General features: G+C 66.3%; 27 protein-coding genes. 2 read left to right on the plus strand and 25 right to left on the minus strand.

The window, feature by feature from the left end; translation table 11 throughout:
* Window positions 1–15 precede the first annotated feature (15 nt).
* Window positions 16–720 carry a phosphoadenylyl-sulfate reductase gene (locus tag HU218_RS05185; protein WP_174873872.1) on the minus strand — a complete coding sequence of 235 codons (705 nt, stop codon included), beginning with the start codon at window positions 718–720 and terminating at the stop codon, window positions 16–18.
* Between the two features lie 110 nt (window positions 721–830).
* Between HU218_RS05185 and cysB the strand changes: the two genes are divergently transcribed.
* On the plus strand, window positions 831–1,769 hold the full coding sequence (gene cysB / locus HU218_RS05190) for an HTH-type transcriptional regulator CysB (protein ID WP_174873873.1): 939 nt from the start codon (window positions 831–833) through the stop codon (window positions 1,767–1,769).
* Here cysB and HU218_RS05195 read toward each other — a convergent pair whose 3' ends face one another.
* From HU218_RS05195 to flgB, 13 genes are all read right to left on the minus strand, one after another.
* Window positions 1,770–2,342: a hypothetical protein gene (locus HU218_RS05195; RefSeq protein WP_174873874.1), complete on the minus strand. Its 573-nt coding sequence runs from the start codon at window positions 2,340–2,342 to the stop codon at window positions 1,770–1,772. It abuts the gene before it with no gap.
* The gene (locus HU218_RS05200) at window positions 2,342–3,367 is read right to left on the minus strand and encodes a hypothetical protein (RefSeq protein ID WP_174873875.1); all 1,026 of its coding nucleotides are present in this window, start codon (window positions 3,365–3,367) and stop codon (window positions 2,342–2,344) included. Before HU218_RS05200 ends, HU218_RS05195 begins: the two co-directional genes overlap by 1 nt.
* A gap of 18 nt (window positions 3,368–3,385) precedes the next feature.
* The gene (locus HU218_RS05205; protein WP_174873876.1) at window positions 3,386–4,300 is read right to left on the minus strand and encodes a flagellin N-terminal helical domain-containing protein; all 915 of its coding nucleotides are present in this window, start codon (window positions 4,298–4,300) and stop codon (window positions 3,386–3,388) included.
* Window positions 4,301–4,312: 12 nt separating this feature from the next.
* A complete protein-coding gene (gene flgK, locus HU218_RS05210) occupies window positions 4,313–5,689 on the minus strand; it encodes a flagellar hook-associated protein FlgK (RefSeq protein WP_174873877.1) in 1,377 nt (458 codons plus the stop codon).
* A 74-nt stretch (window positions 5,690–5,763) separates the two neighbouring features.
* Complete coding sequence (locus HU218_RS05215) at window positions 5,764–6,129, minus strand: rod-binding protein (protein WP_174873878.1); 366 nt, start codon at window positions 6,127–6,129, stop codon at window positions 5,764–5,766.
* Window position 6,130: 1 nt separating this feature from the next.
* Window positions 6,131–7,237 carry a flagellar basal body P-ring protein FlgI gene (locus HU218_RS05220; RefSeq protein ID WP_174873879.1) on the minus strand — a complete coding sequence of 369 codons (1,107 nt, stop codon included), beginning with the start codon at window positions 7,235–7,237 and terminating at the stop codon, window positions 6,131–6,133.
* A gap of 40 nt (window positions 7,238–7,277) precedes the next feature.
* On the minus strand, window positions 7,278–7,931 hold the full coding sequence (flgH, locus tag HU218_RS05225) for a flagellar basal body L-ring protein FlgH (protein WP_174873880.1): 654 nt from the start codon (window positions 7,929–7,931) through the stop codon (window positions 7,278–7,280).
* Window positions 7,928–8,716: a flagellar basal-body rod protein FlgG gene (gene flgG / locus HU218_RS05230; protein WP_174873881.1), complete on the minus strand. Its 789-nt coding sequence runs from the start codon at window positions 8,714–8,716 to the stop codon at window positions 7,928–7,930. Before flgG ends, flgH begins: the two co-directional genes overlap by 4 nt.
* A gap of 9 nt (window positions 8,717–8,725) precedes the next feature.
* Complete coding sequence (flgF, locus tag HU218_RS05235) at window positions 8,726–9,451, minus strand: flagellar basal-body rod protein FlgF (RefSeq protein WP_174873882.1); 726 nt, start codon at window positions 9,449–9,451, stop codon at window positions 8,726–8,728.
* Between the two features lie 14 nt (window positions 9,452–9,465).
* Window positions 9,466–10,656 (minus strand): flagellar hook protein FlgE, encoded by a 1,191-nt coding sequence (locus HU218_RS05240; RefSeq protein WP_174873883.1) that lies wholly within the window; start codon window positions 10,654–10,656, stop codon window positions 9,466–9,468.
* A gap of 20 nt (window positions 10,657–10,676) precedes the next feature.
* On the minus strand, window positions 10,677–11,339 hold the full coding sequence (locus HU218_RS05245) for a flagellar hook capping FlgD N-terminal domain-containing protein (protein ID WP_174873884.1): 663 nt from the start codon (window positions 11,337–11,339) through the stop codon (window positions 10,677–10,679).
* 2 nt (window positions 11,340–11,341) lie between these two features.
* The gene (gene flgC, locus HU218_RS05250) at window positions 11,342–11,767 is read right to left on the minus strand and encodes a flagellar basal body rod protein FlgC (RefSeq protein ID WP_174873885.1); all 426 of its coding nucleotides are present in this window, start codon (window positions 11,765–11,767) and stop codon (window positions 11,342–11,344) included.
* A gap of 15 nt (window positions 11,768–11,782) precedes the next feature.
* Window positions 11,783–12,151: a flagellar basal body rod protein FlgB gene (flgB, locus tag HU218_RS05255; RefSeq protein ID WP_174873886.1), complete on the minus strand. Its 369-nt coding sequence runs from the start codon at window positions 12,149–12,151 to the stop codon at window positions 11,783–11,785.
* A 100-nt stretch (window positions 12,152–12,251) separates the two neighbouring features.
* On the opposite strand from flgB, the gene flgA reads away from it, so the two are divergent.
* On the plus strand, window positions 12,252–12,965 hold the full coding sequence (gene flgA, locus HU218_RS05260) for a flagellar basal body P-ring formation chaperone FlgA (RefSeq protein ID WP_174873887.1): 714 nt from the start codon (window positions 12,252–12,254) through the stop codon (window positions 12,963–12,965).
* 6 nt (window positions 12,966–12,971) lie between these two features.
* Here flgA and HU218_RS05265 read toward each other — a convergent pair whose 3' ends face one another.
* From HU218_RS05265 to fliD, 11 genes are all read right to left on the minus strand, one after another.
* Complete coding sequence (locus HU218_RS05265) at window positions 12,972–13,670, minus strand: glucosaminidase domain-containing protein (RefSeq protein ID WP_174873888.1); 699 nt, start codon at window positions 13,668–13,670, stop codon at window positions 12,972–12,974.
* On the minus strand, window positions 13,657–14,082 hold the full coding sequence (locus HU218_RS05270) for a flagellar protein FlgN (protein WP_174873889.1): 426 nt from the start codon (window positions 14,080–14,082) through the stop codon (window positions 13,657–13,659). The genes HU218_RS05265 and HU218_RS05270 overlap by 14 nt, the downstream gene beginning before the upstream one ends.
* Window positions 14,079–14,378: a flagellar biosynthesis anti-sigma factor FlgM gene (flgM, locus tag HU218_RS05275; protein ID WP_174873890.1), complete on the minus strand. Its 300-nt coding sequence runs from the start codon at window positions 14,376–14,378 to the stop codon at window positions 14,079–14,081. Before flgM ends, HU218_RS05270 begins: the two co-directional genes overlap by 4 nt.
* 79 nt (window positions 14,379–14,457) lie before the next feature.
* Window positions 14,458–15,432, minus strand: coding sequence for a flagellar motor protein MotB (locus HU218_RS05280; RefSeq protein ID WP_174873891.1), 975 nt, complete (start codon window positions 15,430–15,432; stop codon window positions 14,458–14,460).
* Window positions 15,433–15,435: 3 nt separating this feature from the next.
* Window positions 15,436–16,299 (minus strand): flagellar motor stator protein MotA, encoded by an 864-nt coding sequence (gene motA, locus HU218_RS05285; RefSeq protein ID WP_174873892.1) that lies wholly within the window; start codon window positions 16,297–16,299, stop codon window positions 15,436–15,438.
* Window positions 16,300–16,328: 29 nt separating this feature from the next.
* Window positions 16,329–17,036 (minus strand): RNA polymerase sigma factor FliA, encoded by a 708-nt coding sequence (gene fliA / locus HU218_RS05290; protein ID WP_174873893.1) that lies wholly within the window; start codon window positions 17,034–17,036, stop codon window positions 16,329–16,331.
* A 4-nt stretch (window positions 17,037–17,040) separates the two neighbouring features.
* Entirely contained in the window at window positions 17,041–17,493 is a 453-nt protein-coding gene (locus HU218_RS05295) for a flagellar basal body-associated FliL family protein (protein ID WP_174873894.1), read from the minus strand.
* Between the two features lie 32 nt (window positions 17,494–17,525).
* Entirely contained in the window at window positions 17,526–18,674 is a 1,149-nt protein-coding gene (locus tag HU218_RS05300) for a flagellar hook-length control protein FliK (RefSeq protein WP_174873895.1), read from the minus strand.
* A gap of 7 nt (window positions 18,675–18,681) precedes the next feature.
* Window positions 18,682–18,981: a hypothetical protein gene (locus HU218_RS05305; protein WP_174873896.1), complete on the minus strand. Its 300-nt coding sequence runs from the start codon at window positions 18,979–18,981 to the stop codon at window positions 18,682–18,684.
* Window positions 18,974–19,363, minus strand: a complete 390-nt coding sequence (gene fliS, locus HU218_RS05310; protein ID WP_174873897.1) for a flagellar export chaperone FliS — start codon at window positions 19,361–19,363, stop codon at window positions 18,974–18,976. The genes HU218_RS05305 and fliS overlap by 8 nt, the downstream gene beginning before the upstream one ends.
* Before the next feature lie 23 nt (window positions 19,364–19,386).
* Entirely contained in the window at window positions 19,387–20,745 is a 1,359-nt protein-coding gene (gene fliD, locus HU218_RS05315) for a flagellar filament capping protein FliD (protein ID WP_174873898.1), read from the minus strand.
* Window positions 20,746–20,767: the final 22 nt, after the last annotated feature.

Consider the following 20,767-nt stretch of genomic DNA (forward strand, 5'->3'; position numbering starts at 1 on the left):
TTTGGTTATTCCGGGTTACTGGGGGCGTTTCAACGGACTGGCCTTCACATGCAGGCCACACTCCTTGCTGTCCGGATTTTCCCACCACCAGCGGCCGGCACGAATGTCCTCGCCCACGGCAATGGGGCGGGTACAAGGCGCACAGCCAATAGACGGCACATGTTTGTCGTGCAGGCTGTTGTACGGCACATCATTGGCGCGGATGTAGTCCCACACCTCTTTCTCGGTCCAGTCCAGCAGCGGGTTGTACTTCATCAGCCCGTTGTCGGCATCGAATTCGGCTTCCGGCAGATCGACACGGGTCAGCGACTGCTGGCGGCGCAGGCCGGTAATCCAGCCTTCCAGCCCGGACAGCGCGCGCTTGAGCGGCTCGATCTTGCGGATGTGGCAACAGGACTTGCGCAGCTCGACGCTGTTATAGAAGGCATTGATGCCATGCTGGTTGACGTAATCCTCCAGTGCCGCGGCATCCGGGTAAAACACGCGGATAGGATACGCCGGATAGCGCTCGCCCACCTGTTGCATCAGGGTATAGGTTTCCACTGGCAGGCGCCCGGTATCCAGGCTGAAAATGCCGATAGGCAGCTGCAGGGTAACGATCAGGTGCGTCAGGACCATGTCTTCGGCACCGAAGCTGTTAGCCAGCGCCACCTTGCCATGCTTGGCGGCGATGTCTTTCAGCAACGCTTCGGTGTGGGCTAGCTTGTCGGCAAGGCTCATCGGGTGCCTCCAGGGCATACTTGTAGAGTGTGCGATGGTAGCCAATGCCTTTAAATCCGAAAAGAATATTGTGTTAGTATTTAATTACTAACGGTTTTAAAGGAACGCCGATGAAACTCCAGCAATTGCGTTATCTGGTCGAAGTCGCCAAACAGGGATTGAACGTGTCCGAGGCAGCAGAAAAGCTGCATACCTCGCAGCCCGGCATTTCCAAACAGATCCGCCTGCTGGAAGACGAACTCGGCATCCAGGTGTTCATCCGCAACGGCAAGCGCGTGGTCGCGGTATCAGAGCCGGGCAAGGAGGTACTGCGCATCTCCGAGCGCATCCTGCGCGAAGCGCAGAACCTCAAGCGCGTGGGCGAGGAGTTCTCGCGCGAGGCCGAAGGCGCGCTGACCATCGCCACCACCCATACCCAGGCCCGCTATGCGCTGCCGGCGGTGATTGCCGCCTTCGTGCAGCGCTACCCCAAGGTACGGCTGTCGATCAAGCAGGGCAGCCCGACGCAGATCTGCGACATGGTAGTGTCCGGCGAGGCCGACCTCGCCATCGCCACCGAAGGTATCTCTCTGTACAAGGAACTGGCGATGCTGCCCTGCTACGAGTGGAACCGTAGCGTGGTAGCGCCCACGGGACACCCGCTGCTGGCACTGGAGCGTCCGCTGACGCTGAGCGACATCGCCGCCTACCCGATCATCACTTACGATTTCGCCTTTGCCGGCCGCTCCAAGATCAACCAGTCGTTCCACAACGCCGGCCTCAGCCCCAACGTGGTGCTCACCGCCATCGACACCGACGTGATCAAGACCTACGTCCGGCTGGGACTGGGCATCGGCATCATCGCCAGCATGGCGTTCGAGCCGGAGCAGGATCAAGGGTTGGCCGCACTGGATGCCGGCCACCTGTTCGAGCCGTCCACCACCAAGATCGGCATCCGCAAGGATGCCTACCTGCGCGGCTACGCCTATACCTTCGTGGAACTGTTCGCCCCGCACCTGACCCGCAAGGCGGTGGATACCGCCCTGCACCACGGTGACGAGGAAGAATAACTAGCGGTACACCGGCAGCCAGCCGCGGGAGGCAGAGCGGTAGAACGGCACCCGCATATTGCGCTCTTGCAGCAGCTCGCCGCGTTCGGTATCCGGCCGGAAACCGTAGGCGCGGGCGGCATACAGCGCCAGCTGCAATGACGCCAGTTTGTCCTGGTAGGAAGAATGGCTGTCAGCCTGCAGATACTGGCTGAAACCCTGCGGCAGCCGCGCCGGCGCCAGCAACGCCGCCGCCGTGCCCTGCAACAACTGATCCAGCTTGCCGTGCAGTTGCGGCGGGTAATAACGCTCCGGGCTTGCGTCGATCAGCTTGGCCAGTTTCAGCACCGCCGCCTCGAAATCGCTCTCCGCGCGCACCTCGTAGGCAAAATACAGCAGGTAGCGCTTGTCGCCGATCGCCTCCGTCCGCGACAGCCGGAAGTTGTCGGCTCGCGCCACCCCGGCAATATCCTCGTACTGGCTGATGCGCCGGATGGCGGCATCCTCGTCCGGTGCCGACGAGCACCCCGCCAGGCACGACAACACCAGCAGCAATCCGGCCACCATCGCCGGCATCGGCAGTCGCAACCGCATCACAGCGCCAGCAGGGAAACCACCCGGTAGCGGCTGATACCGATCAGCGCCGGCGCAACGCTGCTCAGTAGTGCATAGCCACCACCTTGCTGCAGCAACTGGTTGAAATCGCCACTGAACGACTGCGCCCACTCGGCAGCACCGCTGGCCCGCGCCTCTTCAATCATGCGGTTGGCCCGCTCCAGCGCCAGTTTCACCCGCTCACGCGCCTGCTCCACCTGCTCGATGGCACGCACCACCTGCTGCAGGGTACGGCGCAAGCCGGCAATATCGTTGCCATGCCAGTTGGCCGGCTCGATCGCATCGCCGCGGCTTTCCGCCCGCACCCGATGCGCCTGCCCGCCAGGAAAACGGATACCGTCGCCCTTCAGCTGCAGATTGTCCACCAGTCCCTGCCAGTCGGCCTCCGCCACACTCAGCGACAGCTCGCCATCCTCGCCCAGACTGGCGGAGATACCGGCAGCGGCCAAACCCTTGTTGAAGCGCTGCACGATCTGCTCCGGCGCCATGCCGCCATCCAGCAATACCTGCTGCGCCGGCTTGCCCACGCCAGCCGGATAGAAGGTCAGCGTTTCCGCACCGCCCTGCTGCAGCGCCTGCATATCCAGCCCGCGCAGACGGAACTCCCGCCGCGCCGCGCCTGGCGCCACCAGCCCCAGCTTGCTATCCAGGCTGGCCCCCGTCTCGCGGCTACGCCGCGCCCAGGCAGCGGAAAACGCCTCCAGCCGCTGCGCCAGCACCGCCGGATCGCCCGGTTTGCCGGCCAGCCGTGCGCCAGCCTCCTGCTTCAATGCCTGCAAGCGGCTGGCCATCTGGTCGAGAAAGCCCAGTGCCTGCTGCGCCGCCGTCACCTGGGCGTTGAGCGCCCGCTCGTTACCCAGCGGCGCCGAGCGCGGCGGTTTTGCCGCCGCCGCCAGCACGCTGTTGCGCAGCTCGCGTGCCTTCGGCTGTTCGCTGGCGGCAGTAATGCCAGCACTGCCGGACAGCGCACTTGCGGTATCGGTAAATGCAGGCTGTAGCTTCATCTGGCAGCGTCTCCCGCCTTATAGCGCGTCGAACAGCGACAGCTGGCTGACACGGCCATACACCTTCTGTGTGGCCTGTACCGCGATGGTGTAACCGTTCAGCTCCACCGCCGCCTTGCCGTAATCCAGCTGTCCCAGCGTCAAAGCGGCCTGCTGGTTGGACAGGCTGACGTTGGCGTGGCTGTCGTCCAGCGACTGCAGGGTATTCTGCGCCCCGCCCTGCTGCGCGATCTTGGCGGTCACCGAGCTCATGGTGCTGTCCACCATGTCCAGACTGCCGCGGATGCTGCTCTGGGTCGCCGGCGCGCTGATGTCCAGCCCCGGTGCCTGCAGGATGGCAATGGTGCTGTCCAGCTGGTTGAGCAGGGTAGCCATCTCGTCCAGGCTGACGTTGGCCGCCTGGGTCACGCCGTTGCCCACCATCACCAGCTGCGGATTGGTATTGCCGCCAAAGGCGTAGCGGCTACCGGCGGCGCCAGCGGCGTTGAAAGTGACGGTCGCCTTGTCGCTGGCGGTACCGGAAAACAGATAATGCCCTTCGTCATCACGGCTGTTGACGCTGTAGTACAGGCTGTCGCGCAGCGCGCTCAGCGAGCTGGCCATCGCCGCCACGTCGGCATTGCTGTTGCCGCCGTTATCCGCCGCCCACACCAGCAAGTCGCGCACCTGCTGCATGTCCTTGTTCATGCCCTCCATCAGCGACTCGTTCTTGGTCAGCCGGGTACGCAGCGCACCGATATTGTCGCGGTACTGGCTCAGCGCGGCATCTTCGCGCTCCAGCCGCGACAGGCGCACGCTGGTCACCGGTTCGTCCGACGGCTTCAGGATGCGCTGGCCGGTGGCCATCTGCTGCATCAGGTCGGCCATGTGGCTGTTGGCAAGCTGCAGGGCCTGGTTCATGGTGGCGCTGTACTGTGTGCTGGCGATACGCATGCAAAGCTCTCCTTAACCCATCATGGCCAGCGTGCTGTCAAACAGCTGGTTGGCCACGGCGATGACTTTCATATTGGCCTGGTACATCTGCTGGAACTGCACCAGGTTGGTGGCTTCTTCGTCCTGGCTGACGCCGCTGGTGGATTTCCAGCTCTCCTCGGCCTGGGTGCGCACCGTCTGCGAGGTGGTCAGCGCGGTCTGGTTCTGCTGGCTCTGCGTGCCGAGATTGCCCATCAGCTGGGTATAGGCATCGCCCAGGGTCACGCTGCCCAGATTGCCGACCGCCATGCTCTGGCTGCGGATGGCGATGATCTGCAGCAGATTGCTGCTGTCGCCGGGCGCCGTCGCGTCGGCGGAAAACGCCAGATCCTGCGCCTGCAGCCCCGGCACTACGCTCAGCGGGCTACTGTTGCCCGGGGTAAAGCTGAACAGCGGCCCGCCGCTGGTACCTGCGGGAGTAAAGCCCGCGGCCAACTGCGCGTTCACCGCCGTAGCAAGGCCGGAGGCCATGTCCGACAGCGACTGCTGCAGCGGCAGCAGCACCTGCTGTTCCATCTGCCCCAAGCCGCCCATCGCGCCGCCCAGCTGGCTGTCCGGCAGGGTGAAGCTTTCCTTGGCGAACTGCAGCGTCAGCACCTGGTTGCCGCTGACGGTGTTCTGTGCGGCCAACACCCCGGCCAGATGACCGGCCACCAGCGGCGCGCCGTTCAGCAGCGACACATTGCGCGAACCGTCCGGCTGGTCCACCACCTGGATGCCGACCAGCTTGGCCAGCTGGTCGATACTCTGGTCGCGCTGGTCGATCAGCCCGGACGCACTGGTGCCGGTGGCCTGCGCGGCGCTGATTTCATCGTTGTACTTGGCGATGGCGGCACTGTAGGCGTTGATCTGCGTCACCATGCTGCTGCGCTGGGCCGCCACCGAGACGCGCTGGTTCACCAGCACCTGCGACAGGGTGTTGAAGCTCTGCGCCAGCGCACCGGCGGAAGTCAGCACCTGCTGCCGCAGCGGGCTGGACGACGGGTCCACGCTGGCGGCGTTCAGCGCCTTGAAGAAGCCATCCAGCCCGACGTTGATGCTGGCGGTGCTGCTGCCCATCACCTGCTCCAGCTGGGTCATATACGGCTGCATGGTGTCGAAGCTGCCCAGCTGCGAGTTGGCCGCCCACAATTGCTGGCTCTTGTAACTGTCGGAAAAGCGCAGCAAGGCGCTGACCTGCACCCCGCTGCCGGCAGTGCCGACCCCGGCCTCGCGCGGGGCCACCGACGTCAGCAGCACCCCCTGGCGGGTATAGCCGGGTGTCATGACGTTGGCGATGTTCTGGCTGCTGGCATTCAGCGCGGCCTGGGCGGCCACGGCGCCGGTCAGCGCGATATTGATCATGCTCATACGGTAATTACCATTCAGGGGGCGTCTGTCTGCAGTGCGACCAAAGCGGCCGACAACTTAAATCCGTGCCGCGTTCAGCCCTTGCCGCCAGGCAACAACTGCTTCACCAGCATGTCGGCAATGCCGAACGCGCGCTGCGTCGCCAGGCTGTCGGCCACCTGGCCATCGGCGAAATCCAGCATGTCGCGCTCGCGACGGTTATTGAAGATGCTGTCCTCGTCGCTGAACGCCTCGTTGCTCTTGCGCATCTGCTGCAACAGCTGGCGGATGAACATGCCTTCGAACTTCACCGCCGCGTCCTGTACCCGCTTGTGTTCGGCGGCATCGGCCGGCGCAGTGGCACCGCTTGGCACGGCTGCCGCCGCGATCGCCGGCTGCGCGGCATCTGCCGCCGGGGTCAGCGGCAGGGCGGCAAGCTGCCGCAAATCGTTTGGCTGCATATCAGATCACCACCAGTTCGCCATCGATGGCACCGGCTTCGTCCAGCGCCTGCAGAATGGCCATGATGTCATCCGGCGTGGCGCCGGTACTGTTGACGGTGTCGATGATGGTCTGCAGGCTGACGCCGTCCGGCCACTTGAACATGTGGCCCACGCCCTGCTCCACCTTGATGCTGGAAGACGGCGTCACCGTGGTATTACCGCCGGCCAGCGCATTGGGCTGGCTGACGTTGTAGCCCTCGGAGATCACCACCTTCAGCACGCCGTGCGATACCGCTGCCGGATGCACGCGCACCCCCTCGCCCACCACCACCGTGCCGGTACGGGTGTTGAAGATCACCTTGCCGACCTCCGCCCCCACCTCGACATTCATCGCGTTGAGGCGGGCGACAAACGCCACCCGCTGTGTCGGGTCCTGCGGCGCCACTACTTCTACCGAGGTGGCATCGCGCGCGCTGGCGATGCGGCCGAACTGGCGGTTTACCGCGTTGACGATATTGGTGGCGGTCTGGAAGTTAGGCCGCTTCAGGCTGAGCTTCACCGTCGGCTTGCTGTCGAAATCGGTGGCGATCTCGCGCTCGATGCTGGCACCGCGCGGAATACGCCCGGCAGTCGGCAGGTTGACGGTGACGCTGGAGCCGCTGTTGCCCTGCGCGGCAAGCGCCGGCACCACCAGATTGCCCTGCGCCAGCGCGTACACCTCGCCATCCACCCCGCGCAGCGGGGTCAGCAGCAGCGTGCCGCCGCGCAGGCTCTTGGCATCGCCCAGCGACGACACCGTGACATCGATGGTCTGGCCCTTGCTGTAACCGGAGGGGAAGGTCGCGCTCACCATCACCGCCGCGGTGTTCTTGGCGGTCGGCGAGGTACCCGGCGGCAGCTTCAGGCCGAACTGCTGCAGCAGGTTGGTCAGCGACTGGCCGACATACTTGGCCTGGCTGCCGTCACCGCTGCCGGCCAGCCCCACCACCAGACCGTAACCGATCAGCTGGTTGTCGCGGATACCTTCCACGCTGACCAGATTGCGCAGCGGCTGCGCCGCCAGCAGCGGTGCCAGCAGCAGGCAGGCCAGCAGCAGGCAGCCGCCGTTCAGGAATCGAGAGTTCATCACGCGTTCACACACTCACTAGACAAGGTTGGCCGCAACATCAGAACGGCATCCACGGACTGTTGAAGAAGCGCGTCAGCCAGCCCGGGTTGCCGGAATCCGCCAGCGCGCCCTTGCCGAAATACTGGATGCGGGCATTGGCCACCCGCAGCGACGACACCTGGTTGCTGCTGTCGATATCGCCGGCGCGCACATAACCGGACAGACGGATGACTTCCTCGCCCTGGTTCAGCGTCAGGCTTTTCTCGCCCTTCACCAGCAGCAGGCCATTGGCCTGCACCTGCTGCACGATCACCGTCACCGCGCCCTGCAGCGTGTTCTGCTGCGTGCTGGTGCCCTTGCCGTCGAACTTGCGCTGCGCGTCCAGCGAGGCATCCAGCTTGACGGCACTGCCCAGCACCACCGCCGGCTGTACCGAGGTGGAGCTGTTCTTGTCGAGCGTAGTGCCGGCCGACTTGCTGGCCTGGGTGGTTTCCTGCAGCAGCACCGTCAGCACGTCGCCGACGCGGTAGGCGCGCTGGTCGGCCACCAGCGACCAGCCGCCGGCCGGTGCGAACAGGCCGCCGGCCTGGCCGCGCGCGGCGGCCAACTGTGCCGGCGGCGGATCGTAACTGCCGTCCGGCGCCGGCGGCAGCAGACCGCTGCAGGCCGCCAGCAGCAGCGGCATGGCGAGGGCAAACAGCGCGCGCGTCATCGTACCGCTTGCGCCAGGTACTGCAGCATATTGTCGGAGGCGGACAGCACCTTGGTGTTCATCTCGTACACGCGCTGCGCGGCGATCATGTCCACCATTTCCTCCACCACCTGCACGTTGGAGCCTTCCAGCGCGCCCTGCTTGAGCTTGCCGATGGCGCCCTCGCCCGGCGCGCCCACGGTCGGGGCGCCGCTGGCGGCGGTTTCCTGGTACAGGTTGTCACCCAGCGCCAACAGGCCGGTCGGATTGACGAAGTTGGCCAGCTGCAGCTTGCCCACCTCGCTCGGGGCGGCATTGCCCGGCTGCTGCACCGACACGGTACCGTCCTCGCCGATGGTGATGGCGGTGGCGTTGGTCGGGATGGTGATGTCCGGCTGGATCGGCAGACCCTGCGCGTTCACCAGCCGGCCTTCGGCGTTGATCTGCAACTGGCCGGCGCGGGTGTAACCGGTCTCGCCGTTGGCCATTTCCACCTGCAGGAAGCCGTTGCCGACAATGGCCACGTCCAGCGGCTGGCTGGTGGTCTGCAGATTGCCGGTGGTAAAGATTTTCTGGGTGCCCACCAGGCGGGTACCGTTGCCCAGCTGGGTGCCGGAGGGCGAGCTGCTGTTGGCGCCGTTCTGCGCGCCCGGCTGCTGGTCCACCTGGTAGAACAGGTCCTCGAACACCATGCGGTCGCGCTTGAAGCCGACGGTGTTGACGTTGGCCAGGTTGTTGGCGATGGCCTGCAGGCGGGCGTCTTCCGCCTGAATGCCGGTCTTGCTGATCCACATTGCTGGATTCATGTTGACTCCTTAGGAACGAATCAGACGGTTGCCGCTGTCGGCCATCCCGTCCGCGGCCTTGAACAGGCGCATCTGCATTTCGAAATCGCGGTTCAGGCTCATGGTCTGCAGCATCTCTTCCACTGCCGACACATTACTGCGCTCCAGATAGCCGCCCTTCACCTGCACGCTGTCGTCGGCGTCCAGACGTTGGCCGCTGCGCGACACCAGCAGGCCGGCCTCGTTTTTCTGCATGCTGGCCGCCGGCGGATTCACCAGCTTCAGCCGGTCCACCGTCTGCGGCTCGCCACCGGCGGCCGGCACGATGCTGATCATGCCGTCCTGGCCGAAGCTCACGCTCTGGTACGGCGGCAGCACGATGGGGCCGCCATCGCCCATTACCGCGCGGCCGTTGAGCGTCAGCGCGCCGTCGCCATCCACTGCGAAGGTGCCGGCGCGGGTGTAGGCCTCGCCGCCGCCGTAAGCGACGGCAAAGTAGCCCTGGCCGCTGACCGCCACGTCGAGGTCGCGGCCGGTCTGTACCAGTGTGCCGCTGGCAGTGTTGACGGTATTGGCCTGCAGCAGCGCCAGGTGACGGGAGTCGTAACCGTAGCCGGCCACCTGCTGCGCCTGCGCCTGTTCCATGTCGGCGCGGAAACCGGCGGTTTCCACGTTGGCCAGGTTGTTGGCGTGTACCTGTTGGGCATGCAGCGCGCGGTCGGCCGCGCTCATCGCGGTGTAAATCAAGGCATCCATTTACGCGGCTCCGCTTACATCGCCTGCATCAGCGACTGCACCATCTGGTTCTCGGCCGAGATCACCTTGCTGTTGGCCTGGTAGTTGCGCTGCGCGGTCATCAGGCCGACCAGTTCCGAGGTCACATTGACGTTGGACTGTTCCAGCGCGCCGGTAGCCAGCTTGCCGGTAAGGCCGGTGCCCGGCGACGACAGCAAGGCGGTGCCGGAGGCATTGGAGGCCTCCCACGCGGTACCGCTGACCTGGGTCAGCGCGCCTTCGTCCGGGAAGGCGGCCAGCGCCAGCATGCCCACGCCCTGTTTCTGGCCGTTGCTGTACTGCGCCAGCAGGGTGCCGTCCTCGGCCAGCGACACGCCGGTCAGGGTGCCGGAAGCATAGCCGTCGCTGCTGTTCACCGAAGTGGTGCTCTGGCCTGCAAACAGCGTGGTGCCGGCGTAGTTGAAGTCGACGGTCAGTGCCGCGGCACCGGCCGGGGTCCCCAGGTTCAGCGCTACCGGCGCCGCCGGCGACACCAGCTGGCCGGCGGTATCGAAGTTCAGCGTAGTGGTCGCCGCCACCGGCGCACCGTCGCAGGTGTAGTTGGCGGTGACCTGGTTGGCGCCGGTCTTGACGAAGTACTGGGTCACGGTGTGCTGAGCACCCAGCGAGTCATATACCGTGGACACCATCGAGCTGTTGAACGAGGTCGGGTCGGCAGCGTTGAACGGCACGGTGGCCGGGGTGCTCCAGTCGGCAGACAGGTTGGCCACGTACTGCACGGCGGAAGTCTGCTTGGCGGCAATCTGCCCCACCGGCACCTTCAGGTCGCCCAGCGCGCCCTGCACGCTGCTACCGGCCACGGTGGCATAGCCCTGCACGCGCTGGTTGCCGGAGGCAATCAGGTAGCCGTCCTTGTCGACGTTGAAAATGCCGACGCGGGTGTACTGCACGCTGCTGTTGGCCGGATCGCGGGTCACGAAGAAACCGCGGCCGGTGATGGCCACGTCCAGCGCACGGCCGGTGGACTGGATATTGCCGCCATTGGTGATCGACTGGGTGATCGAGCCTGCCGCCACGCCGTTGGCCTGGCTGCCGGCATACACCGAAGTAAAGTTGGTGCGGCTGGACTTGAAGCCGTAGGTGCCGGAGTTGGCAATATTGTTGGTGATGGTGTCGAGCTGGTCCTTGATGGCGTTGATGCCGGACAGTGCGATATCGAAGCTCATGCTGATTCCTTTCAGCCAGCCTAGACGGCCGGACGACCGTTGAATTGGGTGATTGCCGAGGCGTCGACCTTGCCGACACCGGAAACATTGAGAATGGCGTTGCCATTGCTGTCGATGCGCATGCTGCTGAGCGTGCCGGCGATTTCCACCGCCAGGCCAGCGCCGCTGTCGGTGCTGGCGGCGATGGCATAGCTGCCGGCCGGCAGACCCAGCGCCACCGGGTCGATGTCGAAACCGATTTCGCCGGCGCTCTGCGGCCCCAGCGCCACGCTATGCACCGCGCCGTCCATGCCGGTCAGGTTCAGCGTCAGCTTGCTGGTGGCGTAATCCAGGTTGACCACGCCGTGCAGCGGCCGGTCGGCCAGCTCCACGCTGCCGGTGTGTACCAGCACATTGCTGCCAACCTGGTTGCCCAGCGCCAGCGTCTGCAGGTTCTGCAACATGCCGTTGCCGGTGCCGGTCTGGCTGGCCATCTTGCTCAGCGCCTCCACCTGGCTCAGCTGCGTCAGCTGGCTGACGAACTGGCTGGGGTCGGTCGGCGACAGCGGATCCTGGTTCTGGATTTGTGCCACCAGCAGCTTGGTGAACATGTCCGACAGCTGGCCGCTGTCGGTGGCGCCCAGAATGGCGTCGCCGGTACTGGCGCTGCTGCCGAGGCTGCTGCCGTTCAATGTGGTTTGCATGCTTAACCTTCTCCCAGTTTCAACAGGTCCTGCTGCATGCCCTTCACGCGCGACAGCACTTCCACATTGGTTTCAAACGCGCGGCTGGCCGACAGCATGTCGGTCATTTCTTCCACCGGATTCACATTCGGGTAAAACACCATGCCCTCGGCATTGGCCAGCGGATTGTCCGGCTCGTAGGCCTTGCGCAGCGGGGTGGTGGTTTCCACCACGTCCAGCACCTGCACCTTGGCGGCGGAACCGCGGTCGGCAAAGTCCTGGCCCGGCAGAAACACGCTGGCAAACACCGGCTTGCGCGCGTGGTAGGTGGCCTGCTCGCTGCCCGCCGCGCTCTGCGCGTTGGCCAGATTGCTGGCAATGGTGTTGAGACGGATGCTCTGCGCGGTCATGGCGGAACCGGCAATCTGGGCGATATCACGGAAACTCATGCTTGCTCTCTATGCTCAGGACGTGCCGTTGATGGCCTTGGCCAGCCCCTTGAGTTTCATGTTCAGAAACGCAAGGCTGGTCTGGAAATCGGTGGTGTTCTGCGAAAACGCGGCCTGCTCCACTCCCAGCTCGACGGTGTTGCCGTCCTGGCTGGGCTGGTTCGGGCGGCGGTAGCCCAGCGACGGGCCGTCGCTCAGCGCCAGCATGCCGTCCTCGTCGCCGCTGGCCAGTTGTTCCATGCTGGCGCGAAAATCCATGTCGCGCGCCTGGTAGCCCGGGGTGCTGACGTTGGCAATGTTCGATACCAGCACCTTGCTGCGCTCGGCGCGCAGTTTCAGCGCGTCGGCATGCAGCCCCAGCGCCTGCTCGAAGTTAATCCCCATCTGTGTTTCCTCACTGCCTACTGCTGTTTCGCCTCCCCGACCGATGCCGGAGCCGTATAATTTGCGGTCTACCTATCCGGCCAGACCCGCACCTGCCACCATGTCCGTACTCGCCTACTGCCTGCGTACCGCACTTGTCCTGCTGCCTGCCGTCACCCTGGCCGCACCGCCACTGTCTGCCGGCGTGCAGACCGAGCAGGCCGCCTACCGCTACCTGGCCGACTACGCCAGCAGCCACCAGCTGGCCGATGCCCGCATCACGGTGCAGGCGCTACCGCCGCAGCGCAGCCTGCCGGCCTGCAGCGCGCCGTACGCCATCACCGCCGCCGACACCCGCTTCTGGCAGCGGCTGCGCTTCAGCCTGCGCTGCCCCGGCCAGACCAGCGCCGGCGAGATCATCGTGCGCGCCGAGCTGAGCGCCGCAGTGCTGGTGGCGCAGCAGGACATCCCCGCCGGCCAGAACATCGACCCCGCCAGCGTCAAGGCGGAAACCCGCAGCCTGTCTGCCACACCCGATGCGCTGGGCAACCTCGCCGCCCTCGCCGGCCAGCGCACCCGCCGGCCGATCCGCACTGGTCAGGTACTGCAGCAGCGCTTCCTGCAGCCGCAACTGCTGGTACAGCGCGGCCAGGCGGTGCAGATCGTCGCCCGCCAGGGCGGCATCGAAGTCAGCGTGCCCGGCGAAGCGCTACAAAGCGGCGGCCGCAACGAGGTGATCCGCGTCCGCAACAGCACCAGCAAACGCATCATCAGCGCGGTGGTACTGGATGCCGGCACCGTGGCGCCGGCTGACGCGGCCAACGCCGCGCCGTAATCAAACTCAGCGTTGCGCCAGCAGGCGCGACGCTACTTGCTGCAACTTGTCGGCATAGGCCGGATCGGTAGCGTAGCCGCCACGCGCCAGCGCGGCGGCAAAAGCGCGCGCATCGCTGCCCACTCCCTGCACCGCCGCATAGCGCGGATTGCCCTGCAACAGCTGCACGTAATCGTTAAAGGCGCTGCGGTAATCCGGATAGGCGCGGAAACGCTCTACCGTCTTTACCGCCTCGCCGTTGACATGCTCGGTGGTCAGCACATCCGCCACCGCCCCCTGCCAGCCACGGCCGGCCTTGATGCTGAACAGGTTGTGGCTGTTGCCGTCCGCGCCCATGATTGGGCGCTGCCCCCAGCCGGACTCCAGCGCCGCGTGCGCCATCACCAGCTCCGGTGCCACACCCAGCCTGGCGCCGGCCTCGCCGGCCCACGGCGCCACCGCCGACAGAAACTCCTGCCGCACGGCATCGCCGGCCGGTGCCGCCACGTTGGCCGCACCCTGGCTACGCAGCCGCCAGGCCTGTGCCGCGGCGCTCAGCCCGGGCGCGCCGCTGCTCTCGAAACCGTTGGCGACGATGGCGGCAATCTCCTGCTGCGCATCGCCAACCAGGCGGCCAAAATTCACCCCCGCCCGGCTGCCGCCCAGCGGCAATGCCACGTCGTCGCCGGCGTAGGCCGCCGCGCTGCCTGCTTCAATCCGCCACATAGGTATCACTCTCGCCATGCAGCACCCGCTGCATGATTTCCTGCTGGCTGCTCATCAGCCGGCCGTTGCGGGCATTCAATTCCTTGCAGCGGCGTACCGCCTGCTCCAGCTCGCGCCACCAGCCGGCCAGTGCCGTGGACGGCACCTCCGGCAGCATGTCGATCACCGCGGCCATGCTCACCGCGCGCCCGGCACCCAGCAGCTGTGCGGCCAACGTTGGCCGCAGCCGGCGGTGCGCGTCCAGCCGCGCCAGCAGCGGCTCGATGCGCTGGTTGATGTCGGCCACGGCGGCAGCGTCATGGCGCAGCGCGGCGGCAAACTGCTGCTCCAGCAGCTGCTCCAGCACGCGGTAGTCGTTGCGGTCGCTGGCGACATCGGCCAGCAACGTTTTGGCGGCTTCGCGCGCGCTCATCCGCGCCCGCCGTGGTAGCGGCGGATCAACCCGGCCAGCTTACCGGCATCGAAATTGATCTTGCCTTCGGCCAGTGCCGCCTTGATGTCGGCGACGCGCTCGGCGTCAATGTCCGGCATCGCCGCCAGCGCCTCCTGCGCCGGCTGCATCACCGCGGACTGCAGCGGCGCGCTGGGCGCGGCCGGTGCGGCGGCGGCAACGGTACGACCGGCAGCGCCGCTGTCGGCGCTATTGCCGGCGGCGGGGGTGGCGTCGCGGATTTCCGGAATCCCGGTACTGCTGCTCGTGATCTTCATGCTGTTATTCCTTGCGTTGGCAGTTAGCTGTGTCGTGCCGACACAGCGACGCAAACGCGACAAACCTTAAATCGGCGACTCATGGCGCCGTGGCCTGCAGCTTCTGCTGCAGCGCTTGCAATGCCTTGCCGTTGGGTGCCACGGTGTCGACGCCGGCAGTCAGCGGCACCACCTGCTGCGGCACGCCGTACATGCTGGCAATCAGCTTGGCCTGGCTGGTGGTCAACACCAGCAGCTCGATGCGGCGGTTGAGTGCGGCCAACGGCTGTGCGGCATCCAGCGGCGCGCGCTCGGCCATGCCCACCACCTGCAGCACCTGGCCGGCCGGCAGCCCGCCTTGCAGCAGGTTGGCGCGCGCACTCATGGCGCGGCTGCTGGACAGGCTCCAGTTGGAGAAGCCGCCGGGTGTCTGGCCGCGGTATTGCGCGGCATCGGTATGGCCGACGATCACCAGCGGATTTTCGATACGCGCGAACATCGGCCCGATGCGCAGCAGCAGCTTGCGGAACGGGTCGCTGGGCACCGAACTGCCGCGCTGGAACATGCCCTGCTTGTCGGTGTCGTGCAGCATCACGCGCAGGCCGTACGGGGTGATCATGGTCTGCAGGTTGCCGGCGAGGCCGGCCTGCTCGCTCATGTCGGCCAGCGCCTGCGCCAGTTCCTGCATGTCGGCCGCGGTATCGAAGCGGGTCTTGCTCAGGCGGATGTCGCCGTTATCGGTATCGCCGGCACTGTGCTTGCCCGGCGCCTTGGCCTCTGCCGCCATGCCCGGTACCGGCTCGCGCGGAATCAGGCTGCCCGGCGGGTAGCTGATGTGATCCAGCACACTGTTGTTGCCCTCGGCAATCACGCTGCCGCCATTGGTGTTCATCACCGCTTCCAGCTGTTCCTGATTGCGGGCGGCCAACACCCACAGCACCAGGAACAGGCACATCAGCGCCAGGCAGAAGTCGGCGAACGCCACTTTCCAGGCACCGCCGTGCTCGTCTTCCTCGTGCCCGCGCGACACGCGTTTGACGATGGCTTCTTCGTCGTGCTTGTCTTTGATGGCCATGGCTTAGGCGGCTTCCAGCGTGTTGATCCAGGTTTCCAGCTGCGCGAAGCTCGGCTTGATGTTCAGCTGCACCAGGCGGCGGCCGGCGTCGATGGCCAGCAGCGCCGGCTTGCCGGACACATGGGTCACCAGCACCACTTTCACGCACTCGAAATCCGACAGCTCGGTGTTCACCAGTTGCTTCATCACGTTGGAGATCGGATCGAGCACGCCGTAACAGAAGAAAATGCCGATGAAGGTGCCCACCATCGCGGCGGCCACGCGCTCGCTGATCTCTGCGGCGGAAGCGCCGGAGCTGACGGTGTTCATCGCCATCACGATGCCCAGCACCGCCGCCAGAATGCCGAAGCCCGGCATCGCCTCGGCGATCTTGTGCAGCGACTTGGACGGCTGCACCAGCTGGTCGTGAATCGCCTCCAGCTCCTGCTCCAGCACGCCTTCCAGCTCGTGCGAGCTGATCTTGCCCATCGCCATCAGCCGGAAGTTGTCGACGATGAAGGCCAGCAGCTTGGGGTTCTCCAGCACCAGCGGATAACGCTGGAACAGCGCGCTCTGGCGCGGTGCTTCCACGTGCTCGTCCAGCGCCTTCAGGCCGCGGCTGGCGGTCTGCAGCAATTCGTACATCAGCAGCAGCAACTGGCGCTGGAACTCGGAGTCGCGCTTGCGGCGGGTGATGATCTTGCGGATCTGCCCCACCATTTCCACCAGCACGTGCTTGGGGTTGCCCAACACGATGGCGCCCAGCGCCGCGCCGACGATGATGATGATTTCCACCGGCTGCCAGATCACATGGAAGCTGCCGCCCATGAACACGAAGCCGCCGAACACGCAGGCCAGTACGATGAAAACGCCGAAAATCTGCTGCATCTGTGCTTACTCTGGTTAGTGTTTCCGTTTCAGGCGTCCGCCAGGACTGCCCGCATTTTCTTCAGCGCCGCCTTGTTGATCTGGCACACCCGTGCCTCGGTCAACTCCAGCACCGCCGCAATTTCCTTCAGGCTCAGCTCGAACTCGTAATACAGCTGGATCACCCGCTGCTCGCGCGCATCCAGTACCAGCAGCGCCTGCTCCAGGCTGCGGCGGTCCAGGTATTGCGACTCCACGCTGCCGGTCACCTGCTGCCCCGCCTCGTCGTGCATCAGCTCGTCGAAGCTGGCCAGGCTCTCGGCGTTTTCCGCCAGCAGGTAGTCCTGGTAGCCGGCGGCATCCACCCCCAGCGCGGCACTGGCCTCGGCCTCGTTCGGCTCGCGGCCCAGCTTGCGCGCCAGCTCGCGCAGCGCGTCGCGGTGGCGGTGCGCTTCCTGCCGCACCGAGCGCGGCCGCCAGTCCTGGCGGCGCAGCTCGTCCAGAATCGCGCCGCGCACCCGCACCGCGGCATAGGCACCAAAGCGCTCGTCCGGCACGCCGCCGTAGCGGCGCAGCGCGTCCAGCAGGCCCATCAGCCCGATCTGCTCCATGTCCTCGCGGTCCAGCGCGCCGCCTACCTGCGACGACAGCTGCCGTACCACGCGCTTGACCAGCGGCGCGTAATCGCCCAGCACCTGCCGCTCGGCCAGCTGGCCATCCAGCGGGGCCATCGCCGCGTATTCCATTACCAGCGCCATGCGGTTACTCGATGATCAGCTTGCCGATCATCGCCTCGCGGAACGGCTTGGGCCGTCCCTCGCGGGCGTAGGCGCTGGCAAACGCCTTGTTCACCACCGCCGAGAACTGGTCGATGTTCATCAGCCGCGCCTGCTCCATCGGGTAGGCCGACAGCGCGCGCAGCGCGATGCTGCGCAGCAGCGGCAGGTGCTCCTTGGTGGTGGCCTCGTCTTCCAGCGCGGTCTTGAACACCAGATCCACCGCCAGGTAATGGCTCAGCGGCGCGCCGGCATGGTCGCGCAGCATCCCGATCCCCTTGTCCAGGCTCACGTCCTTGTATTCCTTCGCCTCGACCGGCTCGGCGGCGGCCAACGCTGGCGCCTTGCCCTGCGCCTGCAGCAGGAACCAGCTGCCTGCGGCCCCCGCCAGCAGCGCCGTCAGCGCCATCACCACCATCACTACCCACTTCTTCGCCATGCTTTGCTCGCTGCCTGTTGGTTATTGCTGGCTCAGGCCAGCGTGAATGCGTTATGGCCGTTGTCCTGCCCGGCCTGGTACAGCGCGCGGTTCGGCCGCTGCTCGCGCGGCTCGTCCCCCTGACGGCCCTGGCCACCCTGGCCGGCGCCCTGCTGGCGGCTATCCGCCACCCACACCGCCACCTCGCCGTACTGGCGGTTGCCCAGCCCCTGGCGCAGGTTGTCGCTGATGGCATGCAGCTGGCGCAGCAGTTCGCTGTTGCCGGCCGTCAGCTGCACCTGCAGGCTGCCGGCCTCGTGGCGGATGGCGATTTCCAGCGTGCCCAGATGCGCCGGGTCGAGGCGGATCACCGCGTTGTCGATACCGTTGGCGGCCTGCACGTGCAGGCGTTCGCCCAGTGCCTGCTGCAACGGCTGGGCCCACTGTGCCGGCTGAGCCGCCGGCAGTTTCAGCGGCGCCCATTGCGCCGGCGGCACGCTCTGGCCGCCCTGCGGCAGCGCCGTGGCCGATACGCTGCTGCTACCGCTCGGCGTGGTCACGGCATCGCTGCCCGGCTCGCTGGCGTGGTCCTGGCTCAGCCGGCTGCCGGCGGCCAGCATGCCGGCCAGTTGCTCGCGACTGGCGGCGACTGGCAGCGGCGCAGCGGCACGCAGCGGCGGGTTGGCCGCATCGGCAGCGCCCGGCGCCAGGTTGGCCGCAGTGATGTTGTCGCCGGCATGGCGGCCGCCGGCCGGCAGCGCCGGTACCGCTGGCGCACTGGCTGGCAGCGCTGCCGCCACGACACGCAGCCGCGCGGCATCGTCGGTGCTGCTGTCATCGCCTGCAGCGCCCTGCGGAGCCGGCTTGGCTTCCGCCAACGGTGCTGGCGGCAACGGCAGTTGCGGCAACTGCGCCAGCAATGGCGACGGCGTGGTTGCCGGTTGCGCGAGGTTGGCCGCAGCGTTGTCACTGCTGCTGTCGCTGTCGCCATCGGCCGGCGCAGCGTCGGCCGCGGCCACGCTGTCGTCGGTCACGCTGGCAACATCGGTGGCCGGCACCGGCGCCTGTGCGTCCGGGCTGGCAGCAGTCATCGCCACGCCAAACGGGCTCGCGGCGGCCTCCGGCTGTGCCGCCGGCAGCGTGCTGTCGTGCAGCGGTGCCGGGCGGGCGTCATTGCCCGCAACGGAAAGCGTGCTCAGCATGCGTTGCTTACTCCATCTCTTCTGCGGCCAGGGCATAGGCGACCCAGCCTTCACGGTTGTCCTGCCAGCCGGCCAGCTGCTCGCCCAGCCGTTGCATCTCGGTGTCGCAGCTGCGGCGGGCCTGGCGGTGGGCGGCCTGCAGGCGCGGCAGCAGGCTGCGCTCGGCGCTGCTGAGCTGGCGTTGCTGAAGGCGCTGCGCCAGCTGGGCCAGCTCGGCGTCGGCCGCGGCCAACGCCTGCCAGTCCTGGCGCAGGCTGGCCTGTTCCAGCCGCCGGGCCAGCGAGTGCAGCAGCGCGGCCTCAGCCATTGGCGGCTTCCACCTGCTGCCAGCCGCCTTTCAGCGTGGCCACCAGCCTGGTGACCTCGTCGATCATGGCGGTGTCCAGCTTCAGGCCGGCTTCGTTCAGCCGCCAGGCGCAGTAGTCGTACAGCCGCGCCAGGTTGGCCACCACTTCGCCGCCGGTTTCCATCTCCAGTGCGCTGGACAGGCCGTTAAGGATGTCGATGCACTTGTTGATGCTGTTGCCCTTGGCCTCGAAACGCTTCTGTTCGATATGGGCGCGCGCGCGCGCCATCTCTTCCAGCAGGCCGTTCATCAGCACCAGCACCAGTTGCACCGGCGAGGCGCTGGCGGTCTGCGCGTCCAGATTGACAGCGTGATAGCTGCGGTAGCCTTCGTAATCCAACATCCACTCCCTTGTTACGGTGTTGCTCAGCTGCCCAGGTTGGCGAGAATGCCGCTGGTATCGCTCATGCGGGATTGCAGGGTCTGCAGCTGGGTGAACTGCAGCAGATAGCGGTTATATGCCTGGTCATAGCGCACGCTCAGCTGGTCCTGGCGGCGGGCCAGATCGGTCTGCAGCCGGCCCACCGACTCCTGGCGCTGCTTGAGCTGGCCGCCCACCGAGCTCAGCCAGAGCTTGAGATAGTTGCTGTTGCCGGCCAGCAGGCCGCTGCTGCCGCCCAGCAGCTGGTCCAGCCCGCTCGGGTTGGCCGCCAGCGCCGCATCCAGCTTGCTCTGGTTCAGCGACAGGGTGCCGTTGCGGTCGGCGCTGACGCCGTAGCTGAACAGCGTCTGGCTGTTGAAGCTCTGGCGCAGCATGGATTCCAGCTTGTTGCGCAGGCTGCGGATGCCGGCATCGTTGGCAAATACCGCGGCGGACTTGCCGCTGGCGGCATCGCCGGTGTCGGTCAGATCGTCGAGTTTCTGCTTCAGCGTGTTGTAGGCATCGACAAAGGCCTGCACGTTCTTGGCGGTGCCGGCATTGTCGGATGCCACGGTCAGCGTCACCGGCGCACTGCCGCTGGTCATGGCCTGGGTAAAGTTGATGGTGACGCCGCTGATGCCGCTGTAGGTATTGCTGGCCTGCTGGATATGGATGCCGCTGTTCTCGGCGCCCAGCCAGATGTCGGCATCCTGTGCCGCCACCAGCTGCACCGGGGCGGCGTTCAGCGCGCTTTGCAGGCTGCTGTCGCCCACCGCGCTGGTATCCAGCGTGATCTGGCTGCCGGCGCCGGTCTGGCCGGCGGTGAGCACCAGCTGCGGTGCGCCGTTGACGGTCATCACACTGGCGGCCACCTTGCTGCTGTTGCCGGCGGCCTGGTTGATGGCGCGGGCGATCTCGGCCGGGGTGAGATTGCCGTCACCGTCCAGGTCGCCACTAGCCAGCGACACCGAGAAACTGGAACCATCGGCCAGACTCACGCCCAGCGTGCCGGCGCTGCTGGCGGTGACACTGGTGGGAATGCCCTGGTAGGCCAGCTGGTTGGCACTGGCCAGCTGGGTGACGAAAAAGTTGTAGCTGCCGGCCTGGGCACTGCCGTTGGTGCTGGCATTGGCCACCGCGGTGTTGGAGACGGTGGCGGTCTGCTGCAGCACGGTTTTCTTGCCGGACAGGCCGCTGATGGCGGTCTGGAATGCCTGCAGCGCGCTTTGCAGCGTGGTCAGCGCTTTGCTGGCGCTGCTGGCGCGCTGGCTCTGGCTGTCCAGCAGCGACTGCGTATCCTGGATGTAGGCAGTCGCCAGCTGCTGGGCGAGCTGGGACGGATTGATGCTGGAAACGTCGCTCATCTTGATTCCCCTTGTACGGAAT

Origin of the sequence: Vogesella oryzae (assembly GCF_902829295.1) — a bacterium.
In the GTDB taxonomy this organism is placed as follows: Bacteria; Pseudomonadota; Gammaproteobacteria; order Burkholderiales; family Chromobacteriaceae; genus Vogesella; species Vogesella oryzae.